This window comes from Limnobacter sp. (assembly GCF_043511195.1).
GTDB lineage: Bacteria > Pseudomonadota > Gammaproteobacteria > Burkholderiales > Burkholderiaceae_B > Limnobacter.
Genome location: NZ_CP121330.1, coordinates 1,182,824 through 1,204,131, shown reverse-complemented (window position 1 = coordinate 1,204,131; position 21,308 = coordinate 1,182,824). Strand labels below are relative to the sequence as shown.

At 52.8% G+C, this 21,308-nt stretch carries 18 protein-coding genes, 1 other RNA gene and 1 pseudogene; all 20 read right to left on the bottom strand.

Going from position 1 to position 21,308, the window contains the following annotated elements:
* Nucleotides 1–30: 30 nt before the first annotated feature.
* Nucleotides 31–951 carry a UDP-3-O-acyl-N-acetylglucosamine deacetylase gene (lpxC, locus tag P0D43_RS05800; protein ID WP_341236562.1) on the bottom strand — a complete coding sequence of 307 codons (921 nt, stop codon included), beginning with the start codon at nucleotides 949–951 and terminating at the stop codon, nucleotides 31–33.
* A gap of 146 nt (nucleotides 952–1,097) precedes the next feature.
* On the bottom strand, nucleotides 1,098–1,601 hold the full coding sequence (locus P0D43_RS05795) for a peroxiredoxin (RefSeq protein WP_159572484.1): 504 nt from the start codon (nucleotides 1,599–1,601) through the stop codon (nucleotides 1,098–1,100).
* 183 nt (nucleotides 1,602–1,784) lie between these two features.
* Entirely contained in the window at nucleotides 1,785–2,954 is a 1,170-nt protein-coding gene (gene ftsZ, locus P0D43_RS05790) for a cell division protein FtsZ (RefSeq protein ID WP_159572482.1), read from the bottom strand.
* 64 nt (nucleotides 2,955–3,018) lie between these two features.
* Nucleotides 3,019–4,251 (bottom strand): cell division protein FtsA, encoded by a 1,233-nt coding sequence (gene ftsA / locus P0D43_RS05785; protein ID WP_138519404.1) that lies wholly within the window; start codon nucleotides 4,249–4,251, stop codon nucleotides 3,019–3,021.
* A gap of 25 nt (nucleotides 4,252–4,276) precedes the next feature.
* Nucleotides 4,277–5,056, bottom strand: a complete 780-nt coding sequence (locus P0D43_RS05780; protein WP_159572480.1) for a cell division protein FtsQ/DivIB — start codon at nucleotides 5,054–5,056, stop codon at nucleotides 4,277–4,279.
* On the bottom strand, nucleotides 5,057–6,028 hold the full coding sequence (locus tag P0D43_RS05775; protein ID WP_159572478.1) for a D-alanine--D-alanine ligase: 972 nt from the start codon (nucleotides 6,026–6,028) through the stop codon (nucleotides 5,057–5,059).
* Nucleotides 6,025–7,425, bottom strand: coding sequence for a UDP-N-acetylmuramate--L-alanine ligase (gene murC / locus P0D43_RS05770; RefSeq protein ID WP_341236563.1), 1,401 nt, complete (start codon nucleotides 7,423–7,425; stop codon nucleotides 6,025–6,027). The genes P0D43_RS05775 and murC overlap by 4 nt, the downstream gene beginning before the upstream one ends.
* Nucleotides 7,422–8,495: an undecaprenyldiphospho-muramoylpentapeptide beta-N-acetylglucosaminyltransferase gene (gene murG, locus P0D43_RS05765; protein ID WP_159572476.1), complete on the bottom strand. Its 1,074-nt coding sequence runs from the start codon at nucleotides 8,493–8,495 to the stop codon at nucleotides 7,422–7,424. Before murG ends, murC begins: the two co-directional genes overlap by 4 nt.
* A complete protein-coding gene (gene ftsW / locus P0D43_RS05760; RefSeq protein ID WP_371717465.1) occupies nucleotides 8,492–9,715 on the bottom strand; it encodes a putative lipid II flippase FtsW in 1,224 nt (407 codons plus the stop codon). The genes murG and ftsW overlap by 4 nt, the downstream gene beginning before the upstream one ends.
* 29 nt (nucleotides 9,716–9,744) lie before the next feature.
* Nucleotides 9,745–11,220: a UDP-N-acetylmuramoyl-L-alanine--D-glutamate ligase gene (murD, locus tag P0D43_RS05755; protein WP_341236564.1), complete on the bottom strand. Its 1,476-nt coding sequence runs from the start codon at nucleotides 11,218–11,220 to the stop codon at nucleotides 9,745–9,747.
* A 16-nt stretch (nucleotides 11,221–11,236) separates the two neighbouring features.
* On the bottom strand, nucleotides 11,237–12,391 hold the full coding sequence (gene mraY / locus P0D43_RS05750) for a phospho-N-acetylmuramoyl-pentapeptide-transferase (RefSeq protein WP_394673490.1): 1,155 nt from the start codon (nucleotides 12,389–12,391) through the stop codon (nucleotides 11,237–11,239).
* Nucleotides 12,381–13,775 (bottom strand): UDP-N-acetylmuramoyl-tripeptide--D-alanyl-D-alanine ligase, encoded by a 1,395-nt coding sequence (gene murF / locus P0D43_RS05745; RefSeq protein ID WP_394673489.1) that lies wholly within the window; start codon nucleotides 13,773–13,775, stop codon nucleotides 12,381–12,383. The genes mraY and murF overlap by 11 nt, the downstream gene beginning before the upstream one ends.
* Nucleotides 13,768–15,264 carry a UDP-N-acetylmuramoyl-L-alanyl-D-glutamate--2,6-diaminopimelate ligase gene (locus P0D43_RS05740; RefSeq protein WP_394673488.1) on the bottom strand — a complete coding sequence of 499 codons (1,497 nt, stop codon included), beginning with the start codon at nucleotides 15,262–15,264 and terminating at the stop codon, nucleotides 13,768–13,770. The genes murF and P0D43_RS05740 overlap by 8 nt, the downstream gene beginning before the upstream one ends.
* Nucleotides 15,261–16,979 (bottom strand): penicillin-binding protein 2, encoded by a 1,719-nt coding sequence (locus P0D43_RS05735; RefSeq protein WP_236550927.1) that lies wholly within the window; start codon nucleotides 16,977–16,979, stop codon nucleotides 15,261–15,263. The genes P0D43_RS05740 and P0D43_RS05735 overlap by 4 nt, the downstream gene beginning before the upstream one ends.
* Nucleotides 16,980–17,013: 34 nt before the next feature.
* Entirely contained in the window at nucleotides 17,014–17,295 is a 282-nt protein-coding gene (gene ftsL, locus P0D43_RS05730; protein WP_394673487.1) for a cell division protein FtsL, read from the bottom strand.
* Nucleotides 17,283–18,254: a 16S rRNA (cytosine(1402)-N(4))-methyltransferase RsmH gene (rsmH, locus tag P0D43_RS05725; RefSeq protein WP_341236568.1), complete on the bottom strand. Its 972-nt coding sequence runs from the start codon at nucleotides 18,252–18,254 to the stop codon at nucleotides 17,283–17,285. The genes ftsL and rsmH overlap by 13 nt, the downstream gene beginning before the upstream one ends.
* Before the next feature lie 2 nt (nucleotides 18,255–18,256).
* Nucleotides 18,257–18,685: a division/cell wall cluster transcriptional repressor MraZ gene (gene mraZ, locus P0D43_RS05720; RefSeq protein WP_159572460.1), complete on the bottom strand. Its 429-nt coding sequence runs from the start codon at nucleotides 18,683–18,685 to the stop codon at nucleotides 18,257–18,259.
* A gap of 228 nt (nucleotides 18,686–18,913) precedes the next feature.
* Nucleotides 18,914–19,316: RNase P RNA component class A (rnpB, locus tag P0D43_RS05715), an RNA gene on the bottom strand.
* A gap of 131 nt (nucleotides 19,317–19,447) precedes the next feature.
* Nucleotides 19,448–20,149: pseudogene (locus P0D43_RS05710) on the bottom strand (DUF3025 domain-containing protein); the annotation flags it as partial.
* Nucleotides 20,146–21,267 carry a dihydroorotase gene (pyrC, locus tag P0D43_RS05705; RefSeq protein WP_341236570.1) on the bottom strand — a complete coding sequence of 374 codons (1,122 nt, stop codon included), beginning with the start codon at nucleotides 21,265–21,267 and terminating at the stop codon, nucleotides 20,146–20,148. The pseudogene P0D43_RS05710 and the gene pyrC, both read right to left, overlap by 4 nt.
* Nucleotides 21,268–21,308: the final 41 nt, after the last annotated feature.

The window sequence follows — 21,308 nt, the reverse complement described above, 5'->3', positions numbered from 1 at the left end:
TGAGATTAATACTATTTTACATTCGGACATTTAGGCAACTGCCCAATCTGCCCTAAATACAGTAGGTGTTTCCCTGACACTTTCGAAGGTCACCACTTCAAACGCAGAGGGGTCTTTAATCAGGGCTCGAATCAACTGATTGTTTAGACCATGGCCGGATCGATACGCCTGGTACTCGCCGATAATGGGGTGCCCAATCACATAGAGATCGCCGATTGCGTCCAATACCTTGTGTTTCACGAACTCGTCGTCGTAACGCAAACCGTCCGAATTCAAGATGCGGTATTCGTCCATCACAATCGCGTTGTCCAAATTACCCCCAAGGGCCAGGCCAAGATTACGCAAGGTTTCGACGTCTTGTGTGAAACCAAAGGTTCGCGCCCGAGCGATGTCCCGGGTAAATGATGTGCTGGAGAAGTCGATTTCAACCATTTGCCCGGTTTTATCGATCGCGGGGTGACCAAAATCAATTTCAAATTTCAGGCGGAAACCATCGTAGGGCGTCAAGCTGGCATATTTCAGGCTTGCGCCCTCGCCTTCCCGCACTTCCACGGCTTTCTTCACACGGATGAATTTTTTCAAGGCGGACTGTTCAACCAATCCGGCTTGCTGAATGAGAAAAACAAACGAAATGGCACTGCCATCCATAATGGGCACTTCAACCGCCGTGAGATCAATGTAGGCGTTATCAACGCCCAAACCACACAGGGCGGACATCAAATGCTCGATGGTTGAAACCTTGGCGCCGTCCTTTTCAAGCGTGGAGGCCATGCGCGTGTCGCCAATCGCCAGGGCATTAACCGGGAAGTCCACGGGCTCTGGCAGATCAACGCGCCTGAACACAATACCCGTGTCAGGCGGCGCAGGTCGCAGCGTCATGGTCACCCGCTTGCCAGAATGCAAGCCGATTCCCGTGGCGCTCAACACTTGTTTTAAGGTTCTCTGTTTCACTCAACTTTCCTTGAATTGTCACGGAAGTGTAACCACCCGTTTAGGTCAACCCAAGATTTTTTATGGAGGTCAAACTCCAATTAGGGTTAAAAAGGAGTAAAAGTGTCGCAAAATTGCACGATTTACCCCGTTTCTACAGTTATTTCTTAAATTTGCGACAACAGCTTTTCAGCAGTACTGTTCTCGAAAACACCGGGTGCTTCCAGATTGAATTGGGTTACCACGCCATCTTTTACCAGCATGGAATAGCGATTGGATCGAATTCCCATGCCGCGAGCAGTCAGGTCCAGCTCCAGGCCAATTTTCTTGGTGAGTTCAGCAGATCCGTCGGCCAACATGCGTACTTTGCCTTCTGCACCCATGGACTTGCCCCACATGCCCATCACAAACGCGTCGTTCACGGAAATGCACCAAATTTCATCAACGCCCTTTGCTTTGAATGCGTCGAAATTCTGGATAAAACCAGGCACATGCTTCGCAGAACAGGTTGGCGTGTAAGCGCCGGGCAAAGCGAGAATCGCAACCGTTTTACCGGCCAACTCTTTTTCCACTTCAAATTTGTTGGGTCCTAAAGCACACCCTTCGGTTTCCTCGTGGAAAAACTCATACACCGTTGCGTTGGGCAGTTTGTCACCGATCTTGATTGTCATTTTAATGCTTCTCCTAAAACCTCAAAAATACACCACACAAGCGACCCTGAGTAGATCGCGGATTTGCAGTCTTCGGCAAAACTGCAAACTTCACCCGCGAACTACCGAGGGTGTTGATAGGACATTCACTTTCCGAAAATGTTCTCGAAAAACTGATCGCTTGCGTTGAATACTGTGCCGCGTTTAGTCCGCTTGACGGCGCAAAAATGCGGGAATATCAAACCGGTCCATGCCACTGTCCTGCAAAGCTTGTACACGTGATGCAGCGTTGTCGCGCGGATTGCGGAACACAGCCGGTATGGCGTAATCCGTTTCACCTTGCTGACCGCTGACCGCATCAAACGTACCGGTGCGTGCCATGGGTTGATACTGCTCGGCCTGCACCAAAGTCGGCTTGGCCACCTTGCGGCCCAAACCTGTAGCAACCACTGTGACACGCAAATCGTCACCCATGGTTTCATCGTAGGCGGTACCGAAAATCACCGTTGCATCTTCCGCAGCATAGGCACGAATGATGTTCATGACTTCCTTGGTTTCTTTCAGCTTAAGGCTCTTGCTTGAAGTGATGTTGACCAACACGCCACGAGCTCCCGACAAATCGACACCTTCCAGCAATGGCGATGCAATGGCTTGCTCAGCCGCTTCACGCGCGCGCTCAGGGCCGTTGGCGGTGGCTGTACCCATCATGGCCTTACCCACTTCCGACATGATGGTTTTCACATCTTCGAAGTCGACGTTCACGTTGCCTTCTACGTTGATGATTTCAGCAATACCCGCGCAGGCGTTGTGCAACACATCGTCGGCTGCAATAAAGCAGTCTTCTTGTGTGGCATCGTCGCCAACCACTTCGAGTAGCTTTTCGTTCAGCACAATAATCAGTGAATTCACTTTGCTGGACAGCTTTTCAAGACCTTCTTCTGCGGCCTTGCAACGCTTGTTGCCTTCAAACTCAAAAGGCTTGGTCACAACAGCCACCGTCAGAATACCCAGCTCCTGAGCTACCTCAGCAACCACAGGTGCAGCACCAGTACCTGTACCACCGCCCATGCCTGCCGTGATGAACACCATGTGCGCGCCACGCAGTGCATCGCGAATGCGGTCACGGTCTTCTTCAGCAGCCTGACGGCCAGCCTCGGGTTTTGCGCCCGCACCCAAACCAGTTTTACCCAGCTGAATGAGCACATTGGCTTTGGTTTTGGCCAAGGCCTGTGCATCGGTGTTGGCGCAAATGAATTCGACGTTTTGTACGCCTTGCGCAATCATGTGGGCCACCGCGTTACCGCCTGCGCCGCCTACACCTACAACCTTAATGACAGTCCCTTGAGTTTCTGTCTCGAGAATTTCAAATGACATGGTGTTTGCCTCCTATCTAGCAAAAATTGAACATCGCCGAAAAAATTAAAGTTAAAAACTACGATTAAAAATTACCTAAAAACCACTCTTTCATTTTCTGTACTGTCTGCTTCAAGCCACCGCCTTGTGACGCCACACGGCGACCACGCAAATGCTGCGCGCGTGCCTCGTGGAGCAAACCCATGGCTGTTGCAAAACGTGGTGTGCGAACCATGTCAGCCAAACCACCTGCGTAATCGGGCACGCCAATACGCACGGGCTTCATGAAAATATCTTCACCAAGTTCTGCAATACCAGGCATCAAACTGGTGCCACCGGTCAACACAACACCAGAGGACAACAATTCTTCGTAACCCGATTCACGCAACACTTGCTGCACCATCAAGAACAACTCTTCAAGACGCGGTTCGATGACAGCAGCCAGCGCTTGTTTTGATAAAGTTCGTGGATCACGCTCGCCAATACCGGGTACATCAATTTTGGCGTGTGGGTCGGCCAGCACTTGCTTGGCCACACCATGGCGAATCTTGATTTCTTCTGCATCGGGTGTGGGTGTGCGCAGTGCCATTGCAATGTCATTGGTGATTTGATCGCCCGCAATTGGAATGACTGCTGTGTGGCGAATTGCGCCGCCAGTGAACACCGCGATGTCGGTGGTACCACCGCCAATATCAATCAGCACCACGCCCAATTCTTTTTCATCTTCGGTCAACACAGCCATGCTGGAGGCCAGCGGTTGCAGCATCAGGTCTTGCACCTCAAGGCCGCAGCGGCGAACACACTTCACGATGTTTTGTGCAGCAGACACTGCCCCCGTCACAATGTGCACTCGGGTTTCCAGCCGAACGCCACTCATGCCCAGTGGCTCGCGCACATCCTCTTGCCCGTCGACAATAAATTCCTGTGGCAACACATGCAGAATTTGCTGATCGGTTGGAATGTTCACTGCCTTGGCGGTTTCAATGACGCGCGCCACATCAGCCTGGGTCACTTCGCGTTCTTTAATCGCAACCATGCCCGACGAGTTGAAACTGCGAATGTGACTACCCGCAATTCCTGTGAGCACAGTTTTAATTTTGCAATCCGCCATCAACTCGGCTTCTTCCAAAGCCTGTTGAATGGAATGCACGGTGGACTCAATATTGACCACCACACCTTTTTTCAATCCTCGCGATTCATGTTGCGCCACGCCAATGACTTCGAAGCGGCCATCTGGCAACAGCTCCGCAACCATGGCCACAACTTTCGCAGTGCCAATGTCCAGCCCAACTATCAAATCTTTTGGCTCTTTGTTCATGGTGCCTAGTTTCAGTATTTCAAATTCAGTTCAATTTCACGCTTGAAGCGCCTGCGGGTTTTGAAACCGCCAAACGCTCGCCCTTTACTGCAACACCCCTTGGATAGCGCAGATCGATTCTTTCCACTGCGGCCATCACCTGGCTTGTAATTTTTGGATAAACCGCCAGCAGTCGATCCAATTTCTGTTCAATGCTGAAATTCTCTTGGGCTCGCCCCAGTTCGATGGTGATGCCAGTGTCGGTTTCTATTGACCAGGCATAACGATCGGATAACTCCACACGTGAAGGCCACATGCCCAGCGTTTTCAGTTTTTCGATACTTGACACATACATTTTGGAGACGAGTAATTCGCTACCTGCAGGCCCATTCAACACAGCCAGCTGCTGGTCTTCCGCCACCTCGGCCAGGTTGGCGGAGAACACTTCACCATAGGTGTTGACCAGTCGTGTTTCACCCCACAAAGCAAGTGGCGTGTGGCCTTGAATTTGTATGCGCAAACCACTGGGCCAGGTACGCTGCACAACTGCCTTGCGAACCCATGGCTGAGCCTCGACTTGTTCACGCACTTTTTGCAAATTGGCCGAGAAAAAAGTACCTTCAATTTTCGGCAACACATTGGCCTTGAATCCGATCAAGTTCACGCGCTCTACGTCACCCATCAACTCGACACGCTTTAGCTCGAATACCGGGCGCTGTATTAACCACTGAATACACGCGTAGCCCAGCAACACCAAAGCCAGCGCTGAGAACAGCCCGGCAATAATGCTCATGAGTTTGTCGTCGTTCCAGATGGCGCCCAGCATTTAGCGTGTACCCCCCACGTTCAATCCAGATGCTTTCAATCGCGCACTGGCGGCAATTTGCATCACAAGATCGTCGTACTCCACACCGCTGGCTCGTGCGCTCATGGGCACCAGTGAGTGGTCCGTCATGCCTGGCGATGTATTCATCTCCAGCAACCAAGGCTTTCCACTTTCATCAACCAATACATCTGCACGGCCCCAGCCTGCACAGCCCAACACTTGGTATGCCTTTACACAAAGGGCTTGTACTTCCAATTCAAAAGCGGCATCCAGCCCACTCGGACAGAAATACTTGGTTTCGTTGCCAATGTATTTGTTGTGGTAGTCGTAGTTGCCATCGGGGGCCTGAATGCGAATCACGGGTAGCGCATGCGCACCAGCACCTTCGCCCATCACAGGAACGGTCAACTCTTGCCCGCTCACAAACTTCTCGGCAAGCACATTCGGGTCGTACTTGTAAGCCAGCTCAAAGGCGGCTTGAAGTTGATCTGCTGTTTTTACTTTGGTCAAACCCAGGGTTGAACCTTCCTGCGCTGGTTTTACAATCAAGGGCAAGCCCAAGCGTTGCACCACTTCATTCACATTGAAGCCAGGCTCAAGGCGAACGTAATCAGGTGTAGCCAAGCCTTGGCTGATCCATGCTGCTTTGGTCAGGATTTTGTCCATGGACAAAGCCGATGCAGTGACACCACTACCGGTGTATGGAATGTTCAACCACTCCAGCACGCCTTGAATTGTGCCGTCTTCACCGAAACGGCCGTGCAGGGAAATCACCGCGCGATCAAATCCACCCTGCGCCAGTTCCACCATGCTGCGTTCAGCAGGGTCAAAACCATGCGCATCGACGCCGTTGCGCTGCAAGGCGGCCAACACCATGCTGCCCGACTTCAGCGACACTTCCCGTTCAGCCGAGCGGCCCCCAAACAGCACCACGACTTTCCCCAGACTTTTTGCATCCACGCGAGCACTCATGGTTTGCCTCCTTGAGCGTTGGCCACCAAACGGCTGGGCAAGGCGCCGATTGAGCCAGCGCCCATGGTGATCACCAAATCGCCATCTCGGGCAATATTCAAAATCGTACTTTCCATCTCATTCATGTCTTCTACAAATACGGGTTCAGTTCGTCCGGCTACACGCACGGCACGGGCCAGTGATCGACCATCTGCAGCAACAATCGGTGCTTCACCGGCGGAATAAACCTCGGACAAAATCACGAGGTCGGGTGTGCCCAACACTTTTACGAAGTCCTCGAAACAATCGCGAGTACGTGTGTATCGGTGAGGCTGGAAGGCAAGCACCAAGCGCTTGTCAGGGTAGGCACCACGCGCGGCCGCGAGTGTAGCAGCCATTTCAACGGGGTGATGACCATAGTCGTCGACCATCAGGAAGTGGCCTCCCTCTTTGGCGGCCACTTCGCCGTAATGCTGAAAGCGACGGCCAACCCCATTGAATTTTTCCAGGGCAGCGACAATTGCTTCATCGGAAACACCAATTTCCGTGGCCACAGCGATTGCAGCGAGCGAATTGCGCACGTTGTGGTCGCCAGGCAAATTCAATGTAATGTCGAGCGGCGCCTCATCTTCACGTAGCACCGTAAACTTCATTTGCCCCTGGCAGGCTTGTACGTTCACCGCCCGAATTTGCGCCTGCTCCGACAGCCCATAAGTCACGATGGTCTTGGAGACAAACGGCATGATTTCGCGTACGCAAGGGTCATCGACACACACCGCCGCCACACCATAAAAAGGCAAACGCTGAGTGAACTCGACGAAGGCTTGCTTCAGACGTGCGAAGTCGTGCCCATAGGTTTCCATGTGGTCTGCATCAATGTTGGTAATCACTGCGATCACAGGCATCAAGTTCAAAAACGAGGCATCCGATTCGTCGGCTTCAACCACCATGAATTCGCCTGTACCCAATTTGGCATTGGCACCCGCCGAGTTCAAACGCCCACCAATCACAAAGGTGGGGTCAAGCTTGCCTTCAGCCAAAATACTGGCCACCAAACTGGTGGTGGTGGTTTTACCGTGCGTTCCTGCAACAGCAATGCCCTGTTTCAAGCGCATCAATTCCGCCAGCATCACGGCCCGGGGTACTACAGGCACTCGCGCGGCGCGCGCGGCCAATACTTCCGGGTTGCTGCCGCCCACGGCTGTAGAGGTGACTACTGCATCTGCACCAGCAATGTTTTCGCGTTCATGCCCGGTGAATACCTTGGCACCCAATTTGGCCAGTCGTTGAGTGACGGCTGAATCGGACAAATCTGAACCACTAACCTTGTATCCAAGGTTGATCAATACCTCGGCAATTCCGCTCATGCCAGAACCGCCAATACCAACAAAGTGCACGTGTTTGACTTTGTGTTTCATACCTTCGCAACCTGTTCAATGTAATCCGCCACTTCTTGAGTGGCTTGTGGTTTGGCAAGAGCCCTTGCTCGCTCCGCTTGCGCCTGGCAGTCGCCCCGGCTGGTTTGCTGCATCCAGTTGGCCAGCCAGGTGGCATCCAGTTCATGTTGCTGGCGCAACCATGCGGCGTTTTCTTTCACCAGAAAACCTGCATTGTGCGTTTGGTGATCATCCACCGCGTGCGGAAAAGGAACAAACAGGGCAGCAACACCAATGGCAGCCACTTCAGCCACGGTCATGGCACCGGCCCTGCAAATAACCACATCCGCATGGGCCATGGCACCTGCAACATCATCAATAAAAGCAACTTGCTGAGCAGTCACACCGGCTTTCTCGTAGTTGTCGCGCAAGGCGGGTAAATTCTTTTCACCGGCTTGGTGTACCACCTCGGGCCGATTATCAGCAGGCAGCAAAGCCAAGGCCTTGGGTACAACATCGTTCAAGGCTTGCGCACCCAAACTTCCACCCAGCACCAATAATTTAAGTGGGCCTGTGCGCCCCTTAAAACGCGCAGCTGGCTCGGGCTGGCTGTAGATCATTTCGCGCACTGGGTTACCCACCCAGTTCGAGTTGGGCAAGGCATAGGGAAAGGCAACCAGATTGCGGTCTGCCAGTTTCGCCAACACTTTGTTGGTCAGGCCTGCCACCGAGTTCTGCTCATGCACCACCAATGGAATATTGAACAGGCTGGCCATCATACCCAGTGGAAAGGCCACGTATCCGCCCATGCCCAACACCACAGACGGCTTGGTTCGACGAAGGATTTGCACGGAAGTCCAGAAAGCACGGAGCAGTTTCAGCGGCATCAACACCTGTTGCAAAAGCCCCTTGCCGCGAAAGCCGGAGAACACCAAGGTGTTCAATTCAACACCGTGCGCAGGCACCAGTCGACCTTCCATGGCCTGGGGGTTTCCAGCCCACTGAACCTGCCAGCCGCGCGCCTTCAATTCGGAAGCCACACTCAAGCCAGGAAAAATATGACCACCAGTTCCACCTGCAGCAATCAATGCCAATCTCTGCGCCTTGCTCATGCGGCACCTCCCCGCATCATGGTTCGGTTTTCATGATCAATTCGAAGCACAAGAGCCAGGGACGCACAGGTCACCAAGATTGCAGAACCGCCGTAACTCATCAATGGCAATGTCAATCCCTTGGTCGGCAGTACGCCCAAGTTCACGCCCATATTGATAAAGCACTGAACAGCAATCCAGATACCCACACCCTTGGCCACCAAGCCAGAGAACGTGCGCTCCAGTGCGATCGCTTGGGCACCCACCGCGAAGCATCGCTTAACGATGTACATAAACAGCAGAATGACGATTGTCACACCTACAAATCCGAGTTCTTCACCGATCACTGCGAGCAGAAAATCGGTGTGTGCCTCTGGCAGATAATGCAGTTTTTCCACACTGCCTCCCAGCCCGACTCCAAGCACTTCGCCCCGCCCGAACGCAATGAGGGAGTGCGACAGTTGATACGCTTTATTCAAGGCGTTGTCGCCTTCCCAGGGATCGAGGTAGGCCAACAAACGCGCACGACGATAATCGCTGAATGCAATCAACATGGCGAATGCGCCACTCAGGGCAAAGAGGACGCCAAAAAATACGCGGGCGTTAATGCCCCCCAAAAACAAAATTCCAAATACCACCGTAACAATCACAATGAAGGCGCCCATGTCAGGCTCAAGCAAGAGCAGCATGCCCACCAGGAACATGGCCATGAACATGGGAAACAACACCTTTCCAAAACGCTGCATGTAAGCCTGCTTGCGCACGGTGTAATCGGCTGCGTAAATAATCGCGCACATTTTCATCAATTCAGAGGGCTGAATATTCAGTACATACAACGACAGCCAACGCCTTGCACCATTTACTTCCTTGCCAATGCCTGGAATCAACACGAGTACCAGCAATGCGATGCAGCACAGAAAGACCAGTGGCGCCAGATCTTGCCAGGTTTTCATCGGAATCTGAAATACACAGAACGCCGCTGCAAACGCGACGGCAATGGACACGGCATGTCGAACCAAAAAGTGAGTGGTTTGATAATTGGCGTATTTGTTGGAATCGGGCAAAGCCACCGTGGCTGAATACACCATCACGAGGCCGAGAAACAACAAGGCCAACACAGCCCAGATCAATCCTTGATCAATGGCCTGGGATACTGCGAACCCACGATTGACCCGATACATGGACGAAGACGACATGCCACCGCCCGCAGCCGTGGCGGGAATCAGGCTTTTGAATTGCATGCTGTTCTGGTCTTTCTTGCCCCACTTGCCTAGCATGGTTGCCCCCTGTCAGCCGCAATGGCTCGAACAGCATCCACAAACACCTCGGCACGGTGCACATAATTCTTGAACATATCCAGGCTTGCACAGGCGGGACTCAGCAGAACGCAATCGCCTTCTCTTGCCTTGCTGGCTGCCAGCTCAACAGCCTGTTCCAGAGTGCTTGCTTTTTCACAGGGCACTTGCGCGGCTGCAAGCGCGTTCAAGATGTTGTCGGCGTCTTTTCCGATCAACACGACATGTTTGCAATAGTTGGCCACGGGTTGTATCAACGGCGAAAAGTCCTGCCCTTTGCCGTCGCCCCCTGCGATCAATACCGTGGATTTGGCAAGCCCATTCAATGCTGCCACGGTGGCACCCACATTGGTGCCTTTGCTGTCGTCAAAATAATCAACGCCATTGATCTGAACCACGTGTTGAACACGGTGCGGCTCGCCCTGATAGCTGCGCAAACCATGCAACAGTTTGGCCATGGGCATGCCCAATCCCTGGCACAGTGCCAAGGCAGCCAGTGCGTTGCCCGCATTGTGCAAACCAACAACCTGAAGCGCTTCGGTCGGCATCAACAGCTTTTGGCTGGGCTCAACCTCCTCTTGCTTCCTGCGCCGGTTAGATACCGGGGTTTCCTGATCGCCCACCAACTGGGTCAACCACAACATGCCGCCTTCCCGAATCAAGCCAAAATCGTTGGCATGAACAGGCGCACTCGTTCCAAAAGTGATTGCTTGTGTACCAGCAGGCAATGTGGCGCTGGCTACCAACGCATCATCGCGATTCAGCACACACACGCCACCAGCCGAGAAAATCCTGAATTTGTCCTCGGCGTATTCCTGCATGTCAGGATGCCAGTCAAGATGATCTTGCGAAATATTGAGCACCGTCGATGCGTCAAACATCAAACGCTTTGTCCAATGCAACTGGAAACTTGATAACTCGAGTACCCACACATCGGGCAAATCGCCTGCTTCCAATTGTTCACGCAAAGCATCCATGGCAGCCGGGCTGATGTTGCCGGCAGCCACCGCTTTTTTCCCAGCAAATTGCGCCAAACACTCAACCATCCGCGTGGTGGTGGTTTTGCCGTTTGTCCCTGTAATACCCACTACCTGCGGCTTGTAGCCCCGCTCTTGTTGCAAGGCCTCCAGCGCATCAGCAAACAGATCAAGTTCAGAATCTACAACCGTGCCATGCAACTCAGCCTGCGCGAGAACAGCCACCATCAATGGGTGAGAAGGCGGCAAGCCTGGCGACACCACCACACGATTGAAATCCCAGTTCAAATCCGCAACAGAATTAAATACTTGCACATCGGACTGCATGGTTTGCAGCTCCTGCAAGCCAGGGGGCGTTTCTCGCGTGTCAATGACGGTCAGCCGGGCACCTTGCGCAAGCGCCCAGCGCGCGCAAGCCAAGCCCGACTCTCCGAGCCCGACTTGCAAAACCGACTGATCAAGAAGCAAATTCATTTATTCCAACTCAATTTCAACGTAGTTTCAAAGTCGACAAACCAATCAGTACAAGAATCATCGTGATAATCCAGAACCTCACGACAACCTGGGTTTCTTTCCAGCCACTGAGTTCATAGTGGTGATGCAGTGGCGCCATTCGGAATACCCGTTTCCCGCCGCTGTATTTGAAGTAAAGCACCTGGATCATGACCGCAACAGTTTCAGCCACGAACACACCACCCATAATGAACAACACCACTTCCTGACGAACAATGACAGCCACTGTCCCCAAGGCGCCACCCAGTGCGCGTGCCCCGACATCGCCCATGAAAACCTGAGCGGGGTATGCATTGAACCAAAGAAAAGCCAAACCAGCCCCGGCTATGGCGGCGAGAAATACCGCCAGTTCGCCAGCGCCGGGAATGTAAGGAAGTAGCAGGTATTTTGAGTAAACCGCGTTGCCGGCTACATAAGCAAAAATTGCCAAAGCAGAGGCGACAATTACAGTTAGCATGATCGCCAGGCCGTCCAAACCGTCGGTCAAATTCACGGCATTGCTGGTGCCCACGATGACAAAGTAGGTCAGTGCAATGAATCCCCAAACGCCCAATGGGTAACTGATGGATTTGAAGAAAGGAACAATCAGGTCTGCATTGTTTGGCAAATGCATGGAGAAGCCGCTTTCAACCCAGGCTACGAAAATATCCAGCACCTCTTGTCCGCTTTGGGCAGACACCGCGAATGCCAGATAAAACGCACAAATCAGGCCGACTACACTTTGCCAAAAGTATTTCCATTTTGCAGGCAAACCCTTGGGGTTGCGGTAGACCACCTTGCGGTAGTCATCCACCCAACCAATCCAGCCAAAACCGAAGGTCACCAACATGACCACCCACACAAAGCGGTTTGAGAGGTCTGCCCACAACAAAGTTGAGATACCGATACCGATCAGCACCAGCGCCCCCCCCATGGTTGGCGTGCCAGCTTTGGCCAAATGTGTTTGCGGACCATCGTCACGCACTGACTGCCCAATTTTGTACTGAGTCAGCTTTCGTATCACCATCGGCCCAGCCACCAAACCCACCAACAACGCGGTGGCGCATGCCAACACGGCACGCAAGGTCAGGTAATTGAAAACACCAAATGCGCGAATATCTTGCGCAAGCCACTGGGTAAGTTCAAGAAGCATGGTTAGCCTCCCCGGAGTGATGTTGAACCAGCGCTTGAACAACACGCTCCATTTTCATGAAACGGGAGCCTTTGACCAGCACAGACCAATGACCTTGCTTTGTTGTATTCATTGTGTTTTCTATCAAGGTTTCTATGTTTTTAAAATGCACCGCGCCGTCACCAAACGCAGACACAGAGTGCACAGTCGCTTCGCCCAATCCGTACAAACGCTTTACACCTGCCTGTTTTGCAAAGAGACCCACTTCGGCATGGTATTCATCCGACTGATTGCCTACCTCGCCCATATCACCCAGCACCAGCAGAGTATTTCCAGCCTGCTGGCTGAGCACCTTGCTGGCTGCATTCACAGAATCGGGATTGGCGTTGTAGCTGTCATTAATCAGTAGAAGCGATGGGCTGTTCAATGCAATCTGCAAGCGTCCGCTCACCGGCTGAAATGAATTCAAACCCGCTTGTATGGCGTCAGTGGAGCAGCCAGCCGCATGGGCAGCAGCAGCGGCTCCTGCTGCATTTGCAAAATTGTGCTCACCCATAAAACAGGGCCGCAGCTCAAGAAATTTGTCTAGCACTTTCAGCACGGCAGAAGATTGGTCATTGCCACTGACTGCGGGCAACAATTCAAAATCAGCGTCATGTCCGAAACGCAAAACGCTTTTACCGGTTGACTGCGCTTGCCAACAGTCATCGAACTCGTTGCTCACCGGAAACACAGCACAACCTTCCGGCGACAGGTGGGTAAATGCACTACCGTTTTCTTGGGCCACAGCCAGCACGGTTTTCATAAACTCCTGATGTTCACGCTGCGCATTCGTCAACAACACGACATCAGGCTTCACCAGGCTCGAAAGATAAGCAATTTCGCCCGGGTGATTCATACCCATTTCAATCACAGCCATTTGATGATGGCGTCGTAATTTCAATAAGGTTTGCGGCACGCCAATTTCATTATTCAAATTGCCAGCGGTCACCAACACCTGCTCTTCACCACACTGCGCCTTACAAATACTGCCCAACATTTCCTTGCTGGTTGTCTTCCCGTTGCTGCCCACCACGGCCAACACTTTCAATTCAAATTGCCTTCTCCATGCGCTCGCCAAGGCACCCAAGGCAAGTCGTGTATCGCTGACCACAAACTGGGCAATCGGCAAATCAAGTACGCGGCTTGTTACTAGCGCAGCCGCGCCCGAATCTATCACTTGTGCTGCGAAATCATGAGCATCGAATCGCTCACCAATCAGACACACGAACAGATCACCTTTGGCAACCTGGCGACTGTCGGTTTGAATCAATCGAACAACGCCCTGCACCGCGGGTGCAGGCTGAGTCAACTGGCTACTCAAAGCAGCCGCAACGTGTTCAAAAGCCCAATTCAGCTCAAGCATGGGCACCTCGCTTGCCAAGCACAGCCAAAGCGCACTGCGCATCGGAATGCGCAATAACCTGTGTGCCAATCGTTTGAGTACTTTCGTGCCCTTTGCCTGCCAACAAAACCACGTCTTGCGCATTGGCGTTGCGAATTGCAAACTCAATCGCTACAGGCCGATCTGCCTCAACATGAACTTTGCCCATTTCCGCTTGCGCAATTCCCGCACAAATTTCCTGAAGAATACTTTCTGGTTTTTCACTGCGCGGATTGTCCGAGGTCAGCACCACTGAATCGGCATTGGCTGCGGCCACAGCACCCATCAAAGAACGCTTGCTGCAGTCACGATCGCCACCGCAACCGAATACCACCCAAAGCTTGCCCTTCCGCTTGTTGACAAAGGGACGAAGCGCCAGCAGTGTTTTTTCCAAAGCGTCCGGCGTGTGCGCGTAGTCAACCACCACCGCAGGTCGACCTTCAATATGCTGCATGCGTCCAGGCGCGGGTGTTACCACGCTCAAAGCATCTTTCACCTGGCTTGCATCGTAGCCAAGTCGCACCAATGTGGCGAACACCAAGGCCATGTTGTCGGCATTAAATTCACCAATGATTGGTGTATCAATCTGAGTACTAACGCCATTGAATCTCAACTCAATGCGCTGACACTTCTCTTGGTGGGCAACATTCAAGATCTGACACTCGGCGGAATCCGCATGCCCCACAGCGGTGCATTCAATATTTCGCCCCTGAACATGCGCGAGAAATTCCCGGCCGAAAGAATCATCTGAATTGACCACAGCCAATCGTAGAGTCGGCCAACTGGCAAGAATCATTTTGGAGCGACCGTAAGCCGCCATATCGCCGTGGTAATCCAGGTGATCCCGCGACAAATTGGTAAACAGCGCCACATCAATACTTACACACGCCAACCGTCGCTGCTCGAGCCCAATCGATGAAGCTTCAATGCAAACGGTATCAAAACCTTCTCGACGCAATTCATGGAGCAAATGATGAACACCGACCACGTCAGGTGTGGTTAGGCCCGTGTGCGCTTTCAAGTGATCAGGCTCGCCATATCCCAACGTGCCGATTACTGCCGCCTTTTTACCCAGACGGCCCAAGGCTTGTGCCAGCCAACGGGTTACCGTCGTTTTCCCGTTGGTGCCAGTCGCCGCAATAACCGTCATGGCATCACTGGGGGTTTCGTAATAACCAAAAGCCAGGTCAGCCAGCATTGTTTTCAGGTGCAACACGGGCAACACACTGGCGCTTTGATAAGCTCGCTGATCATCGTAATCAACCAACACCAAACCGCAACGCTGCTCAAGCAACAAATCATCGGCCAAATTGCGCGGGTCAAATTTTTCGCCTGGCACCGCGAGAAAGACATCGCGAGGCCCAGTCAAACGACGATGGTCTGTCACCAAGCCCGAGCAATCTGCATAAAATCCACGCTCGTGAAGCTCAGCCAAGACTTCTGACACCGAATGCAGGTAGGCGCTGATCATAGGCGACTCCCTGCTGCGCTTGGCGCAGCAACAAACTTGCGCAATTGTTCTGTTGACTCAATCGCATCTGGCTGCACATTCAAACGCGTCAGCACGCTTTTCGTAATCACCGAGAAAACCGGTGCAGCAACAAGGCCACCGTAATACACGCCGCCCTTGGGCTCATCCACCATAATGGCCACGATCACGCGCGGATCAGAAACCGGCGCCAAGCCAACATACGAGGACACATACTTGTTAACGTAACGACCGCCCTCTTGTTTGTGTGCAGTGCCTGTTTTACCCGCCACGCGGTAGCCTTGCACCTGCGCCTTGGGGGCCGTGCCCTCGGGGCCAGAGGCAAGCTCTAGCATGTGCAACATGCTATCCGCCACTTTCGCATCAACCACACGATGAGACAGCACAGGATCTTGCGGCCCACGCTTGATCAACGAGGCCGGAACGAAATTCCCCTTGTTTGCAAAAATGGTGTAGGACTGCGCCAACTGAATCAAGGACACGGAAATACCGTGCCCGTATGACATGGTGGCCTGCTCAATGGGTCGCCATTTGTTCCAAGGGCGTACACGGCCAGCCACGGCCCCAGGAAACGCAATGGATGGAGTCTGCCCAAATCCAAGCAGATTAAAAAAGTCCCACAGATCTTTTCTCTCCAGCTCAAGCACAATTTTGGATGTACCTACGTTGCTGGATTTCTGAATGATTTCTTCAACAGTGATAACACCGTGCGGCTTGGTGTCATTAATCGTTGCCGGCCCGATCGACATGCGTCCATTGCCAGTGTCAATTTTTGTACTCGCCTTTACCTTTCCCTGATCCATTGCGAGCGCCACACCAAAAGGCTTCAGAGTGGAGCCTGGCTCAAACATGTCAGTGAAGACCCGATTACGCAATTTTTCCCCATGCAACTGCCCCCTGTTGTTGGGGTCGTACGTGGGAATATTGGCCATGGCCAGCAACTCGCCGGTTTTTGCATCCAGCACCACTGCCGCAGCAGCCTTCGCCTTGTGTTGCTCCACTGCTTTTTTCAATTCAGACAACACGATGTACTGCACATCCGCATCCACAGACAAGACCAAATCCTGTCCATTGACGGGAGGGCGCAATTCGCGAATATCTTCAATCACATTGCCCAAACGATCACGCAACACATTTCGCTCGCCATCTTCACCTGTCAGTCGATCATTGAACGCAAGTTCAACACCCTCCTGACCTTTGTCTTCAATGCTGGTGAAGCCCACCAAGTGGGCCATGGTCTCGCCCTGCGGGTAATAACGCTTGCTTTCAGTCACAAATCCCAAGCCCGGAATCTTCAAGGCTTTGGCTTTCGCTGCAACATCGGAATCCACTTGCCGATCCAGGTAAACGAACGCGCGCTTGCTGTCTTTGCGCATCTGAGCAATCATTCGATCGGGCTTCAAACCCAATACCGCAGCCAGTTTACGCAAACTCTCATCTTTCGCGTCACCAATTCGGCGGCCGTCATACCACACAGCTTGGGCTGGAACGCTTTGCGCCAACACCACCATGTTTCGATCCAGCAAACTTCCTCGATTGGCTTGTAGCGGTAAGGTGCGCTCAAGTCGCTTCGCACCCTGCTCCTGCAAAAAGTCGTTCGACATGATTTGCAGGTAGGCTGCGCGCGCAATCAATCCACCAAATGCCAGAAAGATGCACACCAAAACAAAACGCGATCGCCAGGCTGGCAATCGCATCTCCAATAGTTCTGACCCACCGAAACGGACAGCTTTACTCACGTTGAAAGCCCCCCTCCAGCTGCATGAACACAACAGACCCGGGTACAGGCGGACTCATATTCCGGCGCGTTCGTGCAACTTCGTCAACACGTTCACCTTTGGCCAGTGCCACTTGCTGCAATTGCAAACGCGAGAAGGCAACTTCAATCTGGTGCTCAGCCTGTTGCTCCTGACCCAGTGCCACAAACAAAGTGCGTGCAGCATGCTGCTGCTCAACCACCAACATGGCGCAAAAAATAACCAAAGTCAGCAACAGAATATTCAAGCGCCCCATGCTTTGCCTCCGACAGGAACACGATCCGCCAACTCAGCCAACTTCTCAGCCACACGCAATACCGACGAACGCGAACGAGGATTCAACTCACACTCTTCTTTGGTGGGCTTGATCCGATCCAGCTTTTTCATCAATGGCGTGGGCTCAGGCAATGGCAATTTCCGCAGCCGTGCGTCCTGCTGCGACTTTGGATTCGCCAGCTTCTCAATGAACTGTTTAGCAATTCGATCTTCCAGCGAGTGGAAACTGATCACCGCCAGCCTGCCCCCCACCTTCAATCGCTTGAATGCCGCAGTTAAACCTTGTTCGAGCTGCGCAAGCTCCTGGTTGACGTGAATCCGTAAAGCCTGAAAGGTGCGCGTTGCAGGGTCCTGGCCCGGCTCCCGCGTGCGAACTGCCCCTGCCACGATCTGGGCAAGGTCGAGTGTTGTAGTGATCGACCGCTCCGCGCGGCGAGCAACAATCGCTGTTGCAATCTGAACAGCAAACCGTTCTTCCCCATAATTCTTTATCACCTCTTTGATTTCCCGGGCATCAGCCCGAGCAAGAAAATCGGCCGCTGACTCTCCAGTCTGCGGATCCATGCGCATGTCCAACGGACCATCTCTACGGAAGCTGAATCCCCGCTCGGCTTGATCAATTTGGGGTGACGACACGCCGATGTCCATCAACACCCCGTCCACCTGATCAATACCAAGCGAATCAAGCGCCAACTCAAGATCAGCAAACGCGCTGCGAACACCTTGAAAACGAGAGTCTTTGATTTCACTCATGGCTTGTACCGCCTGGGGATCCCGATCAAGGGCGATGAGCCGCCCCCTGTCAGAAAGGCGATCAAGCAAAGCGCGGCTGTGCCCACCTCGCCCGAAGGTGCAATCCAGATAGACGCCATCAGGCTTGTGCAACAGCGCCTCAACCGTGGGCTGAAGAAGCACGGGGATGTGTTCATCGATACCCACCTTCAGAAACTGAATTCGTTCAGTGATTCAGGCATGCCCGCAGCAATTGCCTTTTCCTCTTCCACCTTCAACAACGTGGAATCCCAGATCTCGAAGTGACTACCCATTCCCAACAACATCACTTCCTTGCTCAGTGAAGCGGCTTCACGCAATTCTGGCGACACGAGAATGCGGCCTGCTGAATCGACTTCAACATCGGTGGCGAAGCCCAGGAAAATACGTTGCCAAGGACGGGCAGACATGGGCCAAGCGGCAATTTTTTCTCGATGCTGCTCCCAAATCGGGCGCGGAAACATCAACAAACAGCCGTTGGGGTGTTTTGTAAGCGTCAAGGCTCCCTCGCACTGCGTTTGCAGCGCATCACGATGCTTCTGTGGCACATTCATGCGCCCTTTTGCATCCATGGATAAGGAAGAACTGCCTTGATACACGCGAATTAATTTCCCACAAAATCACACAAATCCCCACGAATCACCACTTTACGCATTATGAAATGGGTGGTCAAGCAGTTCTCTCGAGAAAACGCTTTGCAACCAAGGACTTAGAAGCACTTTGAAGAAATTAATTAGAAAAAAACAGTTGAAAAAATAAGGGCATAAAGACAACACTGAAAGTAATGTCTTAAGAAATATCGAGGGATTAAATCTTGATGAAGGGAAGTAGAAAGCGCGCCTGTAAGCCGGATTCTGTTCAATGGCTTTGCAGCCAAAGTGACAATCATTCCTCTAGGCTGAACATTGCTGCTCAGCTCAAGCCACCTACCCGCGCGCTCGGGGAGCGCCGTTGGCGCATAAAGCGCCTGCGCGCCTATTTGGTGTTGCTCCAAGTGGGGTTTACCTAGCCAGCCTTGTCGCCAAGTCTGCGGGGGTCTCTTACACCTCCGGTTCGCCCTTGCCTGTGAAAGTTACCTTTCCATCGGCGGTGTGTTTTCTGTTGCACTTTCCGTCGCTTTCAGTCTTGTTGCCAAAACCTATAACGCCTGGTCGTTAACCAGCACCGTGCTCACTGGAGTCCGGACTTTCCTCTCCCTGAAATTCAGGCAGCGACTGTCCGACGCACTTTCCGAGAGCAAGTGTAGACCCATCCCAAACAAAAGCCAATCTTTCATGAGATGAAGAAACCTGACGTGTTGGCTTCGCGCGATAAACAGTCGGGTCTTCATAAAAGCCGGGCACATCGGAATCCTGAAACCAACCAGGCACACCCATCACCGGCAAAGGACTCAAATTGCCCGGGCCACGAAGTTGCTCAACCACCAACAACGCCAATCTTTGCAACTCAGCCGAACTTAAATCGAGTGAGGGCACCTGGACCGGTATCACCTTGGCACACAAACCTTTGTGAGCCTTGTGCATGGAGTCGAGCAAACCGTGCCCCAGCAAAAGCACCTTGGCGCGATCGTGCCATTTCTCTCGCTGATCAAGCAGCAAAGTTTTCCAGTCGTGGTTCACCAGGGCATTGCACAGCGAAAACTCCGTGGTCAAAAAAAGTGCACCGCTTTCGTCAAACAAAGTCAGGGCATCCCGCAAACGGCTTCGACCATTTGCAGAGAAGTCCACCGCAATATTTTCAGAGTAATTGGCGTCTTCAATGTGACGTGAATTGATCAGCTGCTTTACTTGGGGAAAAGCCAACCACACTTGACCGTTGTACCAGTCATGGGAAAGATCCCGCGTAGGAATTTCACCGCTTTGAACAAACCACTCATATTCAAGCGCCCCCAAATTATCTGTTGAGTGCTGAAATCGGGGAAGCGCATGAACAGACCGATCCCGTTGATGATTCAAAAGACGCGAAACATCACCCGCTCGATCGATGTGAAAACAGAAACTGGCACTGTCCCCACCGTAAGGCCAAAGCCACGGGTTGACACTCGAAGTTTCCACCACACTCATCGAAGTCGCGTGACTGTCCAGTCAAGCACCTCGCCGGCCCTCAAGGGCACAATGCCGCTTTCGGTCAGAAACGGCAGCCTCTGAGGCACTTCAAACGGCTTGCGTTGCAGTTCAAACGCCCCCTCGTTCACAGGCAGACCGTAAAATGCCGGACCATTCAAACTACAAAATTTTTCGAACAGTTCGCTGTTCTCCAACGCACCAACCTGTTCAAACGCCTCTGCGTACATGGCCATTGCATAAGGTGCTGAATAACAGCCCGCGCAACCGCAAGACATTTCTTTCAAATGCTTGGCATGTGGTGCACTGTCTGTTCCTAAAAAAAACTGGGGCAAACCACTTGTCGCTGCGCTCAGCAAGGCCTTGCGATGCACCTCACGCTTCAACACGGGCAAACAGTACCAATGTGGCTGCAACCCCCCCTTGAATAAAGCGTTGCGGTTGTACAGCAAGTGTTGCGGTGTAATGGTTGCTGCAAGAAGCAACCTGCCTTGCGCGTCACGCCCTGAATTCTCTGTCACAAAGGTAGCCGCCTGCTCTGTGGTGATGTGTTCAAAGACCACCCGCAAATTAGGAAACTGTCGGCGCAATGGCCTCATGACCGTTTCAACAAATGCAGCCTCGCGATCAAACACATCCACATTGATGTCCGTCACCTCACCGTGGACCAACAAAGGCAAACCATGAAGCTCCATCGCCTGCAACACAGCACCACACTGACCCAACAGGTCCGACACACCCGCTTCTGAATTCGTTGTAGCCCCGGCTGGGTACAACTTCACTGCCTTGACCACCCCACTGCCCGCAGCCTTCTCAATTTCCTGCGGGCTGGTGGCGCCAGTCAGATAAAGCACCATCAGTGGCTCAAACTGGCGCATGACGTCTTGGTCCTGAACGCTATAGCCGCCGGTCAGGCAGGCCTTTTCCACAGCATCAAGAATTCTCTGGCGATAGGCTACGGCTTGGTCCACCGTGGTAACCGGCGGCTTCAAATTGGGCATGACAATCGCGCGTCGGAAATTCAGCGCAGTGGCCGCAACCACATGTTCAAGGGCCTCCCCGTCGCGAAGGTGCAAATGCCAGTCATCGGGCGGGGCAATCTGAATGGTCTGAATCATGAGAGGGCGGTGAAAGTTGACAACGTTTTTTGTATTTTACC

Bases quoted from the DNA above. Each gene is read 5' to 3' on its own strand.
- P0D43_RS05795 (WP_159572484.1), bottom strand. From the start codon at position 1,601: ATGACAATCAAGATCGGTGACAAACTGCCCAACGCAACGGTGTATGAG.
- ftsZ (WP_159572482.1), bottom strand. From the start codon at position 2,954: ATGTCATTTGAAATTCTCGAGACAGAAACTCAAGGGACTGTCATTAAG.
- ftsA (WP_138519404.1), bottom strand. From the start codon at position 4,251: ATGAACAAAGAGCCAAAAGATTTGATAGTTGGGCTGGACATTGGCACT.
- P0D43_RS05780 (WP_159572480.1), bottom strand. From the start codon at position 5,056: ATGCTGGGCGCCATCTGGAACGACGACAAACTCATGAGCATTATTGCC.
- P0D43_RS05775 (WP_159572478.1), bottom strand. From the start codon at position 6,028: ATGAGTGCTCGCGTGGATGCAAAAAGTCTGGGGAAAGTCGTGGTGCTG.
- murC (WP_341236563.1), bottom strand. From the start codon at position 7,425: ATGAAACACAAAGTCAAACACGTGCACTTTGTTGGTATTGGCGGTTCT.
- murG (WP_159572476.1), bottom strand. From the start codon at position 8,495: ATGAGCAAGGCGCAGAGATTGGCATTGATTGCTGCAGGTGGAACTGGT.
- ftsW (WP_371717465.1), bottom strand. From the start codon at position 9,715: ATGCAATTCAAAAGCCTGATTCCCGCCACGGCTGCGGGCGGTGGCATG.
- murD (WP_341236564.1), bottom strand. From the start codon at position 11,220: ATGAATTTGCTTCTTGATCAGTCGGTTTTGCAAGTCGGGCTCGGAGAG.
- mraY (WP_394673490.1), bottom strand. From the start codon at position 12,391: ATGCTTCTTGAACTTACCCAGTGGCTTGCGCAAGATATTCGCGCATTT.
- murF (WP_394673489.1), bottom strand. From the start codon at position 13,775: ATGCTTGAGCTGAATTGGGCTTTTGAACACGTTGCGGCTGCTTTGAGT.
- P0D43_RS05740 (WP_394673488.1), bottom strand. From the start codon at position 15,264: ATGATCAGCGCCTACCTGCATTCGGTGTCAGAAGTCTTGGCTGAGCTT.
- P0D43_RS05735 (WP_236550927.1), bottom strand. From the start codon at position 16,979: ATGCGATTGCCAGCCTGGCGATCGCGTTTTGTTTTGGTGTGCATCTTT.
- ftsL (WP_394673487.1), bottom strand. From the start codon at position 17,295: ATGGGGCGCTTGAATATTCTGTTGCTGACTTTGGTTATTTTTTGCGCC.
- pyrC (WP_341236570.1), bottom strand. From the start codon at position 21,267: ATGATTCAGACCATTCAGATTGCCCCGCCCGATGACTGGCATTTGCAC.